Genomic DNA, 15,488 nt, shown 5'->3' on the forward strand with positions numbered 1-15,488 from the left:
CTTCCATTTGCTTTCTTCCCTTTCATTTATTATCAAACTTTTCTATTTTACCATCGAAATACATATTTACATCTCAAATGGAATTGCTATATAAGTAGAGTAGCTTTTCTGACTTCTGACTTCAACATCAGAAGGAACGCTCGATAATTAATCCGTATATCCGTGTAAAAATCTCTGAGAGTGCCTTCCTGATTGCTTCTAACTTCGTTATTTCTAAAATTTAAAATTGTACAGCCATGTCCCAAAAAAATGAAACCGTTGTTCTGGTATTATCGCTCCTAATTACGATCGGGCTAGCCGGTGCAGGTATTTGGTGGCTGACAAGCCGAGGCGGCATCAATCTCGGAGGTTCATCACCCCCAAATCAGACATTTCCCAACTCTTCGACGGGGAATTCGCCGCAATCAGAGCAGGCAATTGGGCAGCGTCTGAGTGCCGGACAAAAACTGTTAATTCCAGAGCAAGCAACAACAACCAAACAAGCAGCAGTACAGGCGATCGCATCTGGCAACTATAACGCAGCTATTTCCGACTTACAAGCTTCGCTGAAAACCAATCGCAACGATCCCGAAGCACTAATTTACCTCAACAACGCCCGCATCGGCGATCGCAAATCCTACACAATTGCCACCGCAGTTCCCATTGGTGGCGATATCAATGCTGCTCTAGAAATTATGCGGGGGGTAGCTCAAGCTCAAAATGAAATCAACCAAAGCGGCGGCATTAGCGGTACTTCCTTAAAAGTGTTAATTGCTAACGATGACAACAACCCAGAAATGGCGGCACAAATTGCCAGCGCTTTAGCAAATAACTCGGAAATTTTAGGAGTAATCGGACATTTTGGTTCAGATACGACGCTAGCAGCCAGCAAGATTTACCAGCAAAAACAATTAGTAGCAATTTCTCCCACAAGTACGTCTGTGCAGCTCTCAGGATCTGCCAAAAATATATTTCGGACAGTGCCGAGCGATCGGTTTGCGGCTAATGCTCTTTCCCGCTATATGGTGGAAAAATTGCAAAAGCAAAAAGCTGCTGTAGTTTTCAATTCTGCCAGCAGTTACAGCAAATCTTTAAGAGATGAATTCACCACGGCTCTTTACGGAGATGGAGGACAAATCGTATCCGAATTTGACTTTGCTAAGGGCAATTTTAATGCAGCCGATAGCGTTAAAAATGCGATCGCCCAAGGAGCCGAAGTGATTCTGTTAGCATCCAATTCAGCCACGATCGACCAAGCTTTGCAAGTAGTGCAAGTAAACGCCAAACGGCTGCCGTTACTAGCAGGAGACGGCGCTTATACTGCTAAAACACTGCAAATCGGTGGCGCAGGAGCAACAGATATGGTGCTGGCTGTTCCTTGGCACATTCTCGCAGATCCGCAGTCAAACTTTCCCCAAACATCCAAACAACTTTGGAATGCTGAAGTAAGTTGGCGCACAGCTTTAGCCTACGATGCGGCGATCGCGTTAATTGCCGGTTTAGGGCGCAATCCGACTCGTACAGGCATTCAACAAGCTTTATCGGCCTCAGATTTTTCGGCAAATGGAGCATCGGGCCCGATTCGGTTTTTACCTTCGGGCGATCGCAATCGCGCAGTTCAGTTAGTAACTGTTAAACCCGGAAATCGCACGAGTTACGGTTACGATTTTGTGCCGATATCCGGTTTGTAAACTATTTGCGATCGCCAATGTAGGTTATAATATTCAGTGGTAAGTTCTAGGGCTGCTCAAGCAGAAAGGCTTACAAGATCAGTAGTTATATCAAATCCGCTGGCATCGGAATTCATATTACGCACAATCAGGACACGGCAGTGCCGTTTCCCTACAATTAATGGGGTGAGACTTACATCTCTCATTAAGTGTTTTTGATGATTGGAGCGTAGGTAAACGGCATTGCCCATTGGTGTCAACTTAAGCTTTTAGTCCATCAATCCTCCCGCCTACCCGGCAGTCCGCCAGGGGTTGAAACCCCTGTCTAATAGCTAAAGTCCTCTGAAGAGGACTGATATCAATTCCGGTTACACTCCTTATGATGGGGAGTGGGGGAATGTGGAATTGCGCGACCTTGCCTTTATCATTCCCACCCAACCGGAAACGATATGAGAATAAAAATTTTTAAAATCATTAGTCCTCTTCAGAGGACTTTAGCTTTGAGGCAGGGAATTCATTCCCTGTCGGACTGTCGGACTACTCAATATCATTCGGGTGCAACCGGAAACAATAGGACACTGACACTGCCGCAACTAAATTCTCCCATACTTACTTCTGTTTGATTACTACCAAAGTAATATCATCAAATACTTTTTGCTCCCCGATGTATCGCCGCAGGTCGTCAATAATAGCTTGCTTAATTTCTGTTGCTGACTGTTCCCTGTTAAGGACAACAACTTCAATCAATGGCTCGATACCGTATTCATCTTTATTCATATCAAAAGCTTCGGTAATTCCATCTGTGTAGAGTACGACAACATCCCCGGAATTTAACTGTATTTCAGTAGTAGCAATGAAATCGGCAATATCTGGTTCCAAGGCGATCGGAAAGCCTAACTCCATGGTATCAATCTGCTCTACTTCGCCGCTAGAACGCACGACAATCACCTCTTCGTGCTGTCCGCTCAAACGCAGGATGTTGTCCCCCCGATATTCCAGCAAAGAAAGGCTCATACTTTTACCGCAATTCATGCGCTCTACGTTGTCAAAAAGCGTTTGGTTGACTGTCTGCAATAATTTAACTGGGTCGGTTTCATTGTGAACCAATAAAGTGCGAATTGCTGTTTGCGCCATAATCATTAACACGCCGCTTTCTAAACCGTGTCCTGTCACGTCACCGATGCCAATTGTGGCTTTACCGCCGTGATTTAGTACGTCGTAGTAGTCGCCGCCAACTTCATCAGCCGGTTCCATGAATGCAGCAATTTCTAGCCCTTCAATTGACTCTAATTCCTGCTGTTGAGGCAAAATCATTTGTTGCAGGCGGCGGGTTACGTCTAGTTCGGCGCTCATGCGAAGGTTTTCTACTTTTAGCCGATCGTTCAAAACTAATATTTCTGCATTAGCTTGGGCTAATTGTGCGGTGCGATCTTCTACTTTTTGCTCTAAAGTTCGGTTGTACTCTTCTAATTGTTCGTATAGACTTGCATTTTCAATCGAGATCGCGGCTTGAGCGGCGATGATTTTTAAAGTTTCCACTCTTTCCGAGGTAAATGCGCCGATCGCCAAATTATTTTCTAAGTAGAGAATTCCACCTAGTTTGCCTTGATTGAGTAGGGGAGTGCAGAGAATAGATTTGGGTTGAGTTGCGGTAATGTAAGAGTCGCGGGTAAATTGTCCTTCATCGGTGGCGTTATTTAATACTACATTTTCGTGGCTGCGAGCGACGTAGTTAACTATGGCGGTTGATAGGAGGGGAATTCCAGTTGCAGGATCTACGGAATCTACGGGAATGGATTGCATAATGGTAATGCGATCGCATTCTAATGCTGCTTCCGCTTCAATCGCCCAATTCCCGCCTTTATCCAGAATCAGAAAACCTTTTTGGGCGCCTGCGTTTTCGATCGCAGTTTTCATCACCTGGTTTAATAATTGTTCTAGAACGATTTCACCGGAAATAGCTTGGGATGCTTTCATTACTGCGGCAAAATCTAGCGCTTCGCCGGAACTGCTACCAGTTGTGGTGATTGGATTGATGATATTATTTTCAGTATCTGTTCGGGTTGAACTAAGCGACTGAAGGGCTAAAAATTGCGGGTATCGCGCTTCCAAATCTTTGACTTTAGCTACAGCCCCCCAACGCTGATAGGCATAGTGGGCATCTTGCAGGTAGTGACGGGCAACATGATTTTGGTTTCTGGCTAAATAAAACCTGCCTGCTAGTTCGTAGGCGAGGGCTTCTTCGTTGAGATATTCGTTTTCGCGGGCTAAGATGATGGCTTTGTCGTAATATTCTCTGGCATCTTTATCGTTGCCTAATACGCGATCGCGTTCCGCTTCGACTAGATAGAATTTGTGCAGGTAATTCATGGGAGCCTGCTTTGCCCATGTTTCCATTTTTTCTTGTTTAGCAGCAACCTTTGTCAGGATTTCTTCTCTTTCCGTTTCTGAGGAATTAGGATATAGCGCCAGTCGGGCTAACATATCATATAAATAGACAACAGGGAGAATAAAAAACGAAGTGGCATTAGCTGAGTATTCTTCAAAGCGGTCTGCATTCTCCACAGCTTTCTGAAATTCCTCGAAAAGATAACAGAGGATAACTTTATGGGAATAAGCGTGCATGAGCGCAGTTCGATCGCCACTTTCTAGATGAACTGGTATCATCTTTTGTTCATCGTATACTTCACCAATCAAATAGCACTGATTTTCTACTTGATCCGCCAAGTTCAGGATCGCCTGCATATAGATTTTAGCCCAATGAATGTATGCTTCCTGTTTAGTTTGATAGGCAACTTCAAGGGCTTTCGCCGTCTCTTTCTTGGCATCGGTCAGATCCACACCGCTGAGGTACAAAGCGTAAGCATAGCCTTGCCTAACACTAGCAGCATATTCAAGATCTCCTGTTTCTATCGCACATTGATAAGCTTCCATGCAAAAAGAAGACGTGTCTCTGAGCGGTTCATTCCAATGCTTGATAAATCCCATATATATTACATAAATTCTTGCTTTGAATGTTTTATCTTTGAATCGTTCTAGTAAGTTCAAAGCAAGTTTTCCAAACTGATAGCCAGCGTCAAGCTCTCCTGACGAGCAGAGGATCAGCCCGTAACCCACGTATGGATAAGCAGAGCTAGCAGCATTACCATACTGAATCGATAAATTCACCTGTCGGCACCAAATTAACAAGCTCAGTTGATTAATTGCTATGAACGCAGGACTCATCAAGTAGTTCATCACCCGCATAGCTGCTAGTTTATACGGGTCGGTCATTTGCGTTAAGTCAATTAACTCCTGGGCTTGCCTGCCCGCTAAAGCAGATTTTATCTGCTCCATCTCTCGTGTCAGATCGGATTGGTTCGGTCGTTCCGGTAATTCGACCCCAAGTAATTTCAGAACTTCCAGCCCAATTTGGATCGCCTCTAGGAATTTCATTTGGGCGCAATAAGCTTGCATTTTGATTTCATAGACTTTTACTTTGTCTAACAGCGTTTTGGCTTTTTGCAAAACTACCCCAGCTAAGCGCTCCATTTCATCGTAGTTGGCAATTGTATAAGCTGTTTCTGCTGCTTCTAAATGCAAATCTAAGGTAAGGTTGTACTGCTGCGACCAACTCTTTTTATTTAACAAAGTTAAGCCGATCTGAAGGTAATTGAAAGCGGGTTGGCTAGCTGCTGAAGATTTGGCTTTTTTACCTGCCTGTAAATTTAATCGAGCTAACTCGTATCGCTCTATTTGTCGCTCGATCAGCGCACGACCTTTGTTCAAATGATTGACAATATCAAACAGCTTCTGTGCCAGTTCTTCAGATGGTGTATTTTGGAGTAACAACCTGCCCACGCGCAGATGTACTGACTGTCTATCTGCTTCGGAGATGAGAGAGTAAACTGCTTGTTGAATGCGATCGTGGGCAAATTTGTATTCTGCAACTAACCGATCTGACAAACCTGCTACATCAAGTTCCGCCAACTGATAGGCATGGCTGAGGGGTATAATTAGACCCGATTGGAGTGCTGACCGTAAATCTGTTGCTGTTTCTTGGAGAGATTTTTCGTAGATAATCGCCAGTGTTTTCAAGTCAAACTGATTTCCTACGCAAGCTGCTAATTTTAAGACTGCCTGAGTTGCTGTCGGGAGTTTTTTTACTTTTTTGCTCGTTAGTTCTAAAACGTTATCTGTAAGCGGTTGCGCTTTGATTTGTTTTAAGTCCCACTGCCATTTCTGAGATTCGTAGTTAAAATACAACCATGCTTCAGAATGCAGTGATTTTAAGAATTCATTGATAAAAAACGGATTGCCACCAGTTTTTTGCTGGAGCAACTCGGCAAGTGGCTTAGCATTTTTTGATTCCGCAAAAAGCGTATCAACTAAAAGTTGCGTAATATCGGTTAACGCTAAAGGTGCCAGCAATATTTTATTAATGGTTGTTACTTTTGCTTTGGCAATACTTTCCAAAATTTGAGTTAGCGGATGCGCCTCGGTTACTTCATTATCGCGATAGGCGCCCATGAGAAATAGATATTTATTATCTGCTACTGTCATCAGCAGTTGAATTAATTCCAGCGAGGCTATATCTGCCCACTGTAAGTCGTCTAAGAAAATTACTAATGGATGTTCGGGCTGAGTAAATGTCTTAATAAATTTTTGAAAAACCAGATTAAAGCGATTCCTCTGTTCTGCTGGAGGCATATCTGGTAGGGGTGCTTGCGAACCAATAATTAGTTCTACTTCAGGAATAACTTCAACGATTACCCCTCCAGCTTCCCCTAATTCTGCTTGGAGTTTCTCTCGCCACTTGCTAATTTGGGCATCGCTTTCTGTTAGTAACTGCCGTATTAACGAACGAAATGCCTGAATTAAGGATGCGTAGGGAGTATCTCGTTGAAACTGGTCAAACTTACCAGCAATAAAATAACCGCGTTGGCGAGTCAGCGGCTTATAGATCTCTTGTATTAATACTGTTTTTCCAATCCCAGAATATCCAGAAACCAGCATCATTTCACTGGTTCCTTGGCTAACTCGCTCGAAAGCAGCTAATAGGGCAGAAATTTCCCGTTCTCGCCCGTACAGTTTTTGGGGAATTTGAAATCGATCGGAAATATTGTGGCGAGCGATTGGGAAAGGGTCAATTTGCTCTTTGCTCTGCCACTGTCTGAGACATTCTTGTAAATCTGCCTTTATTTGATATGCTGACAAGTAGCGTTCCTCAGCATTTTTTGCCATTAATTTCAACACGATCGCTGAAATAATAGGTGGAACTTCTGGTTTGACTTCGTGCGGTGGGATAGGTTGTTTAGCAATATGACAATGCACTAATTCCAAAACATCATCCGTGGGGAAAGGTAACTGTCCGGTTAGTAATTCATAAAAAGTTATCCCCAGCGAGTAAAAATCAGTGCGGTAATCGATTCTTCGATTCATGCGACCTGTTTGTTCTGGCGAGATATAAGCTAGCGTTCCTTCTAATACGTTCGGGTTAAGAAAACTTGGGTTTTCTCGCGACAGGGTTGTAGAAATTCCAAAATCAATTAGCTTCAGCTTACCTGTCTGCTGATTTACAACAATATTTGATGGGTTAATATCTTTGTGAATAATATACTGCTGGTGAATCTGACCGAGAATGTCAACAATCTCAATTGCCAGGTGGAGAAATTCAGCAATTGTAAATTGCTTCTTAGCGATTATCAGATTGAGGGATTCGCCGCCAAAATCTTCTAACTCAATTACCCACTGATTTTCTAGGTTTTGGAAGCTGTAAACATCTATTACGCCTGGTAAGTTAATGTTTTGGGTTATTTCATACTCTCGCTTAAACCAGGCAATTTTTTCAGGTGAAGGATAGGATTCTTTGAGCATTTTGAGGATAACAGGCAGATTGTCTGCTTGCCGATATCCGCGATAGACTAACGAGTTACTGCTCTCATGCAGTTTTTCAGTAATTTGGTAATTTTGCATAGTTAAGTTTTTAGGACAAAAAACCGCAACAAGTGCGGTTTGAGTTGATGAAAAATCAATCTACTTTCCCAAGTGTAGAAAATTATGAGGGGTTTGACTTCAATACCACATCCTAGTCAGAGTCAGGTTTGGGGTCTGGCGGTGGAGAAGGAGGAAAAGGGTCTGGATCTGGCAGGGGATCTGGTCCGGGATCGATTGCAGTAATGGCAAGCGGCACTCGTTCGTCTGCAAAGAGTGCTGCAATTTTAGCATTTTCACCACTCATCATTGCAGTCTGTTCTACTTCAGATAAACCCACTTCGTCCATTAAGGAACTGGGGTTATTGATGAAAGCACTTTGTTTCTTGGGGTCAAGTGCTAAATCTGTTAATAAATCCAATAGGTTACTCATGGGATATTCTCCTAAATCTCTCAGCTCGCGAACAGTTAAGAACTAAACTAATCGTCATTGATTTTTTCAGTTGATTTTCTGGCAATTAAGGGTTTCATTAATTGGGTTCAGAAAAATTTAACACTATTCCATCATCGTGCAACTCTTTAAATATTTCTGTTGTCTCTTTATCTGAAAACACAGGAGTTTGATAAAGCCTTTCTGTAACGTAGTAAGGATTGATGAGAAGTGCAAGCTCTAGATAAGCCGTTTCTGTACCAATATTACTTTTGTTTCCCAGAAGATGGCTTACTTCACAAAGAAAGAAAAGAATATAACTGCACATCTCTTTCAGATCAAAGTTTTTCCATAGCCATAATTGAGGCTCTTTTTCAACACCTGATGTAGGGTCATTTATCACCTCTTCCAAAATAAGCTCCTTTAATTTATTTCCCTTCTCAGCTTTCTTATTTATCGATTCAAACTGCTCTATACTAACTGACGGTTCTGGAACATTAATTAGATATCGCAATATCTTTTTACATTTTTGGCAAAACTCCACTTCTGTATCTTCAAAAAATTGCTCTAATTTTATTTGAATATTTTTAATGTCATCTGGTTTTAATGAGCCCCCATCTTCCTTCTTTTGGTTAGCCTCAATTATGGTGAGAATTAGCTTAGCCATCAAGTCACCTGGACTAAGTATCAAAGCTTGTTGGAAAAAAGTTATCGCTCTAACGTAATGTCTTTTTTTGTCATCGCCTGATTGATTCTTGGTCAAATAAAAAGACAGGAAAGCGTGTTCGTAAAGATTTACCCTGCCACTTTTTAAGAATGGAACGGGAGAAGAAGACTGTTGCATAATCTCCATACTCGGAGCTATTACAGCTTCAACTTCCAAATCCCAGAATGAATTTTCGTAGTCTTTAGCCAATCTGTAAACTGTCGCTCGCATACCCCATGCCCAAGCGTATGTAGGCATGAGTTCAATCGCTCTGTTAAGGCATTTCAAAGCCTTTTCTACTTGTAGTTTTATAATTTCTATTCCTGATAATTTTTCTGTGCTTGATGGCGGAAATATCAACTCTTCAAGGAATTGGCTGATACCGTTAGTTATATTCAGGCGATAGGTTGCTCCCAAGTGAGCTAATGCCCAGGCATAGTTACTGTCTTCTGGTGGTTTAGAGTTAAGCGCTTTTTGGAAACAATCTATAGCTAAATCAACATATTTTTGCCTTTCCTTACTTTCCGTAATTGCTCGAAGACGATAGGTTTCACCTAGCTGTGCATGAGCCCAGAAATACCTATCGTTTTTGTGAATCGCTTGATTTAAATAATGTTCTGCTTTCCCATAATCCATTAAATGGTAATAGCTTGCTCCTAAGTGGGCATTAACCCAAGCATTGTCAGGATACATTTGGAGTTGTTCAAAAATCTCGATCGCCTTTTCGTAAGCCCCTGACAAGCGAAGAGTTTCTGCTTGTTGGGCCATCATCAGGTCTTCGATATCCATCTGCATAAAATCCTCCTGAAATGTTACTTGATGTTGAATTACTTGAAATTTGTTTTCTCAAACACTTAACTAGCGAGCAATGCCAGAGTTTTCGGGTCATCCCGCCAATCCAACCAAGCTGGATCGTGACCGACTAACTCAATGGCTTCATAATTGATCGGAATAGCTTCTCGCAGATACTGCCATGCTTGTTCGCAGTTCCCTGCCAAAATTGCTAAGCCGCAGAGTCGGTAGAGAATATCTCCCCGATCGCCTGTCTCCCATTGAGCAAGCAATGCTGTCCGCGATCGCTCGATTTCGCTTGCTGCTTTGTCCACTCCCTGCCAACGCGCCTTAGATACGGCAATGCAGTACAAAGCTGTAGTGTCATCAGCAACCTGTTGCAACCTCTGCTCGCAACAGGCGATCGCCTCAGAATATTGACCGTCATAGCAAAGGATCAACCCTTTCTCAATTTGCCAATTTTTCCCCGCAAATATGGTTTCGTCAAGGGCGATCGCTCGATCAAAGTCAATCAGGGATTGCTTGTAACACTTCATCAACTCATAGATGCGGCTGCGATAAGCGATCGCCCAAACATAATCCGGCTGACGCTCAATTGCTCGATCCAAGTCAGCCAGCGCCTTTGGGTAATATGCTTCTCCCAGAAAGCGGTAGGTTACGCCTCGGTGAGCGATCGCCCAATTATAATCAGGGTTCAGTTCAATGGCGCGGTTGAAATCTGCGAATGCCTCCTGATAGCGTTTCATCAAATAATAGGTTTCGCCCCGGTGTGCGATCGCCCAAGCATTGTCAGGTTCCAACGCGAGCGATCGCTTGAAATCGTCTAAAGCTGCTCCAAAATGTCCCGTCAGCCGATGGTTTTCACCACGATGAGCCAGAGCCTTAGCATCGTCAGGGTTTTGTTCTATATAAAGCGACATTACCACATTTTTTCTCCTCTAACACATACACTTTTTATCTGCTGGCCAAAAAGTGTAGTTCTTACTACATTTGCTTGGCAAAATACCTTAAGTTTCCTTAACAAAAGACATACCCAACCGCGCCATCATTTCACTGTCTGCAGGTGCAGGCGCTTGAGGCGGAACATAAAGTGTCGAAACTAGAGTAACACGAGTTTCAGCCAGTTTGGACAGAGGAATATGCTGGATAACTGGCTCGCAAACCGGGTAATAAACCGCTGCTTCGTAAACAATTACTTCGTGGTCAGAACCATAGTATGTTTCTAACACTTCAGCTAACACAGTTAGACCGCGCAATTGAATCCCTTCTTGATAAAAACCCAGATTGCCGATCGTCGCAATCTGCCACAAAATTAAAGCACTGGTCGGGTCAAATTTACGCCCCCGAATCAGAAAATCTGTCGCTTCAAAACTTTGACATCCGTTGCGTCCTGGGTCAAGACCCAAGTCAGCAAATAAGCAATCTTCCGCTGAAATTCCTGGTAACATTTGCGCCCTAAAACCTTCACGGCGCGCCTGTTTAATCCCTTCATGGGTGGGGTAAGCGAAAACACCGGGATGACCGTAAAAAACCGCACAAACATTCAAACCCTGATGAACTTCAGCCAAAATGCGATCGACCATTTCTCGATAAGTTTCTCTACGCCGCTGATTGTTGGTATTGTAAGGTAAGGCTTCTGCGGTGGGATTGAGTGTCTGTAGCCATTTAGCAGTAACAGGATCGGCTACGGCGAACAGAACTTTGTCAGCTTGCTCGATCCACGCCTTCGCTGCTAAGGTCAGATGACCAACTAATTGAATTCCCGTCCCGACAACAGTTAAAGATCCCGTTTTCAAATGTAACTTCCTCCAAGCGATCGCAAAATGTGTTTCAGTTATGGTAGTAACGCAAATTGCTAGTTATATAATTAAAGCTGCTAAGAGGTAAAAAGTCGATCGTCAAATTGAGATAGGCAAACAAGCGATCGATATCGTCTCAAACTAACACTAAAAGTTTGGTTGTTGAGAGTAGCAAATACTGCTCGGAGTACATCTTGCAGCTAACCTGACTGTCAAATAACTCATCCCCATATTCTGCTATTTGATTGCCCAGTTGCAAACCCAAACCGACGTTGGCGCAGAACCACCGCAAGAATTTTTCCAAATCTTGAAAACTTTTTCTATTTGCTAACTGAAAATGTATAAATATTTTTGCAATATTACTTAAAAGATATGAGGTAAGGTAATCTAAAAATCCATCAACCTTCATCTGCTGATATCAGCGGTGAAAAATTCCTAACGAGGAGAAATTTGCTCTAAAGTTGCGAAACTCCGATCGGTCTCACTGACCTATTCCTCTCAAAAACAGCCCTCGGTTTCAAAGCAATTCTTAACAACAGCCACAGCGATCGCCATTCTCCGGGAGTTTCCTGCCGCTTCCACTGGCCCGGGCGACAGTACAGCATTTCGATCAAACAGCGGTGCTGGCTAATATTCAGGCGATCGAACGCAATTCGCACAGTGGGAAATTCCGCAAAATTGCACCCTGCTGCATCCCTAAAACTCGACTCTAACTGAGATTTATCCCTCACCAGCTCAATCTTCGCCACAGGAATAAAACAGTTCTCTTCCATAATTTCCAGAGTCGCCGAATCGCAATCAATCAAACCTTTGGCCAAACGACGCTCAGTGCCGAACTCAACAACAGACGGCGCTAGCGATCTCCTTGCTTTGACTGCCGCACTGCAAGGGAGCGCGTTTATTTTACCCTGCGATAAATTTGTCTGAACGGCATATTTTGGTAAAATCTCTGCTGGCGTCAAACTCTCTTTACTACCCTTACCTTTCACCGCAAAGCTTGGCCACTGAGTCAGAGCAACTTCAGCGCCACTTTCCGAAATTACAGTGGTTATACCCCAAAAACTTTTACCGCCAATATTCAATTGTACAACCCTGCGTAAATTGAACCATTCGTAAATGTCCGGCTTAGGAATGTCCACCAAAATTAGTAATGCAATCCCGATCATCAGCAGGTTGTAAGCGCTCCAAATCCATCCCAAACTCATTCCTTTTGACAAACAATGTGCACTTTCTGATATTGACTGTACGTTGCACACATTTTTAACTAAATTAACGTTTAAATTGTGCCACAAACTGAAGGCTGTAGCTGCGAACAAGACAATCAAAGGCCATCCCAAATTCCAGTTAAAACTAAAGCGATCGCTCGCAATTCCTTTTGGCGTCACCTGAAACCCCTTCCCAAAGGGATTCAGCATGGAACTCACGACCGTCACCGCTAAAGGAATACACTGGACGAACGAATAAATATCGGAAAGCAAAGCCGATCCCGATCTGCGGTTCAGCCAAGAAAACACAGTAAGTTGTACCAAATAGTAAGGCACGAAAAAGTACAGCAATTCCCGCGCACTTGCCCGCAAAGGAATTATGCCGAAAAACGAATAAGCTAAAGGTATCAACAGATATAAAACCCTGGTTAAACTGGTAAACCAGTGCAGCAATCCTTCCAAATGAGACAGCCTTTGTACGAATCTGAGACCGCGAATTGTTAAAGGGTTGGAATCAATAAAAAATGCCTGAAGCGTACCTCTAGCCCAGCGTAGCCTTTGATTTAGATGAGCCTCTATATTTTCAGCCGCCAAACCAGCACTCAATTTTTCATCTAAATAAACTAAGCGATATCCGGTTGCTGATAGCCGAATTCCGGTAAAATAATCTTCGCAGATTGAATCTGTGACCAAGCCTCCCGCTATTTCTAAAGCACTCCGCCTAACTACAAAAGATGTACCGCAACAAACCACGCTGTCGGCGCTGTCTTTGATGATTTCAATTTGCCTGTAAAATATTTCTTCTTCCGGCGCGAGCACATTTTCTAAACCTAAATTGCGGGAGATGGGGTCGTGGTTGTAAAAGCTTTGCGGTGTTTGAACGAGGGCGATTTCTGGATTTTGAAAAAATCCCACTGTTCGAGTTAAAAAGTTTTTAGTGGGAATAAAATCTGCATCGAAAACTACAATTAGTTCTCCATTAGTTAGGGCTGTGGCATGATTGATGTTTCCAGCTTTAGCGTGAATATTATCTGGTCTGGTTATATACTCGCATCCCAGTTCTTTTGCCAGCAATTTGATTTCCTGGCGCTTGGTATCGTCGAGCAAATATACTTTTTTGTTAGCGTAATCTAAAGCTTGACAGCCGATTACTGTGCGCCGTAAAATAAACGCCGGTTCGTTGTAAGTTGGGATAAAAATATCTACTGCCGGAGCGAAGTTTCCAGCTTCAACTGCAACTGCCATGCGATCGGCTTCTCGACGCCGGTCTTTCATTCTCAGCATTAAATACAGTTGAATACTGGTGTTAAAAACCATTACCATTTCTAAGAAAAACAGCCCCAAACTAAAGATACCGTTGAGGGGATCGGTTAAATTTAGAGTAGCGAGCGATCGCCACAAAACGTAGCGAATGGTTAAAGCTAGAACTATTGCAACTACCACAGCGCGCGACCATTTCTGCGGTTGAGGCGAAATTTTAATTGCAGCTAAAGCGGCCGAAACCAGCACCAAAGTCGGCACTAACAAATACATCTTGCTCGTAGCAGGCACTTGCAGCAACACAGGCGGGTTTTGCTGCCAAGTGTTGATTGTGGCAAAAATACCGCTGACTGTACCTTCATTGGCAAACCAGGCTCCGGCGATCGCACCAGCGAAAGCAAGAGCTCCCAACACGACTAGCGTTGCTGCCGGCACCCGCGAAATTCGCCAAAAGCGGGGTTTCAAGTCTTGAAGGTCAAATCTTGAATTTGTCATAAAATATATTTAAAATTCCCGATTGTACCTGTAACAGTCAGGGTTTCTTGCTGTCCACTTTTTAATCCTGTTAAAAATTCCGAGACACCCCAATGATTGTATTTACATTTTTTAACATTGTGATTCTTGTATGATAGTTGATTTTGCTTGCTCGTGGCAAACTGATCGGCGGGCTCAATCCGGGCAAAGTATAACAGATATTGAAGGAAGTTCGGCAACGGATTCCCTTTCTTCGGAGGTAACGGATGTCAGGAAGAAGTCCGAGAGAAAAAGCAAGAAGGCTTTAAAAAAGCGATCTAGGAGAGAAGTCAGAAGCAATCGAACGCGCGGTGGCTATAACAGCAACATATCCTTGATATTATGTGCGATCGAACAACCGCAATAAAATTCGTTTGTAGTGAGGACAGAAAATCCTCATAAAACTACTAGGAGTGTCAACGTGTATACAAATCAAATAGGATCGCTATATCAAAGTATAGCAATCCATATAGTTTAACAATTAGACTAATTTGACATCTAGCTAAAGGTAGAGAAATTTTATATTAATTTAAAAAAATTACCGCGATCCCAGCACAAAAACCCAGTCATCAAACAATTAATCAGAAACTGCTAATTCCGAGATTGCATAGCGGGCGACAGCCAAACTAACTCTCGCCTGTTCTATTTCCGACAATTGGACCCAAGGTCTTTGAGTCGCCACGACCAATTCCACCCCTTGCGAATCAACATCTCGCATGGCATAAGCCAAAGGACGCGCCAACACCTGCAAATCTTCCTCACCCCACTGAGGCAAAATATCTAACACGCACTCTACCATTTGGTCAGCTAAAGATTGATACTTAACAGTTGCGTTTTGTACGCTTTGAGCGATGCTGGTCAGAAAAGCTTGAGGAACGCGAGTAAATTTTTCGCGCAAAGACTTTTGGAGAGCAGTCGTCAGCCAAACTTGTTCTAATTGCGAAAATAAAACTTGCGACTTCAGGGCAATATCGCTGTCGCTGAAGGAATCAGACAGCGCAAATTCCTGCTCTGCGGCACTCAAATAAGATTCTGATTCAAGCTGTGCAGGATTCCAGGGATAAGCAACATCAGCCTGAACTATTGTGGCGAGAAGTTCCATCTGGGCTTGAGTTTGTGAGTCGCGAAAATATTCAGAATCAGGAGATTGGGTAGCCATGATGTAATACCTCAGGGGGAAAAGGAAAATTATAGAAGGGGGACTGTGCCAAGAGCTAGTTG

General features: G+C 43.1%; 10 protein-coding genes. 2 read left to right on the forward strand and 8 right to left on the reverse strand.

Annotated features, from left to right (window positions below; genetic code table 11):
• The first annotated feature begins 236 nt into the window (after positions 1-236).
• On the forward strand, positions 237-1,670 hold the full coding sequence (locus E5S67_RS00005; RefSeq protein ID WP_172184209.1) for an ABC transporter substrate-binding protein: 1,434 nt from the start codon (positions 237-239) through the stop codon (positions 1,668-1,670).
• Positions 1,671-2,258: 588 nt separating this feature from the next.
• On the opposite strand, the gene E5S67_RS00010 is transcribed toward E5S67_RS00005, so the two are convergent.
• From E5S67_RS00010 to E5S67_RS00040, 7 genes are all read right to left on the reverse strand, one after another.
• Positions 2,259-7,604, reverse strand: a complete 5,346-nt coding sequence (locus E5S67_RS00010) for an AAA family ATPase (protein WP_172184212.1) — start codon at positions 7,602-7,604, stop codon at positions 2,259-2,261.
• A gap of 112 nt (positions 7,605-7,716) precedes the next feature.
• A complete protein-coding gene (locus E5S67_RS00015; RefSeq protein ID WP_172184214.1) occupies positions 7,717-7,995 on the reverse strand; it encodes a hypothetical protein in 279 nt (92 codons plus the stop codon).
• 97 nt (positions 7,996-8,092) lie between these two features.
• Positions 8,093-9,487, reverse strand: a complete 1,395-nt coding sequence (locus tag E5S67_RS00020; RefSeq protein ID WP_172184217.1) for a tetratricopeptide repeat protein — start codon at positions 9,485-9,487, stop codon at positions 8,093-8,095.
• A gap of 65 nt (positions 9,488-9,552) precedes the next feature.
• Positions 9,553-10,410: a tetratricopeptide repeat protein gene (locus tag E5S67_RS00025; RefSeq protein WP_216670102.1), complete on the reverse strand. Its 858-nt coding sequence runs from the start codon at positions 10,408-10,410 to the stop codon at positions 9,553-9,555.
• A gap of 87 nt (positions 10,411-10,497) precedes the next feature.
• Complete coding sequence (locus E5S67_RS00030; protein ID WP_172184223.1) at positions 10,498-11,286, reverse strand: SAM-dependent methyltransferase; 789 nt, start codon at positions 11,284-11,286, stop codon at positions 10,498-10,500.
• A 139-nt stretch (positions 11,287-11,425) separates the two neighbouring features.
• Positions 11,426-11,698, reverse strand: coding sequence for an AAA-like domain-containing protein (locus E5S67_RS33885; RefSeq protein WP_172184226.1), 273 nt, complete (start codon positions 11,696-11,698; stop codon positions 11,426-11,428).
• Positions 11,699-11,744: 46 nt separating this feature from the next.
• Entirely contained in the window at positions 11,745-14,249 is a 2,505-nt protein-coding gene (locus tag E5S67_RS00040) for a glycosyltransferase family 2 protein (protein WP_172184228.1), read from the reverse strand.
• 130 nt (positions 14,250-14,379) lie between these two features.
• Here E5S67_RS00040 and E5S67_RS00045 point away from each other — a divergent pair, with 130 nt between their 5' ends.
• Complete coding sequence (locus E5S67_RS00045; RefSeq protein ID WP_172184231.1) at positions 14,380-14,634, forward strand: hypothetical protein; 255 nt, start codon at positions 14,380-14,382, stop codon at positions 14,632-14,634.
• 210 nt (positions 14,635-14,844) lie between these two features.
• Here the strand turns inward: E5S67_RS00045 and E5S67_RS00050 are convergent, their stop codons facing one another.
• Positions 14,845-15,426: a hypothetical protein gene (locus E5S67_RS00050; RefSeq protein WP_172184234.1), complete on the reverse strand. Its 582-nt coding sequence runs from the start codon at positions 15,424-15,426 to the stop codon at positions 14,845-14,847.
• Between the last annotated feature and the right edge of the window lie 62 nt (positions 15,427-15,488).

Origin of the sequence: Microcoleus asticus IPMA8, from assembly GCF_013179805.1 — a bacterium.
GTDB lineage: Bacteria > Cyanobacteriota > Cyanobacteriia > Cyanobacteriales > Microcoleaceae > Microcoleus > Microcoleus asticus.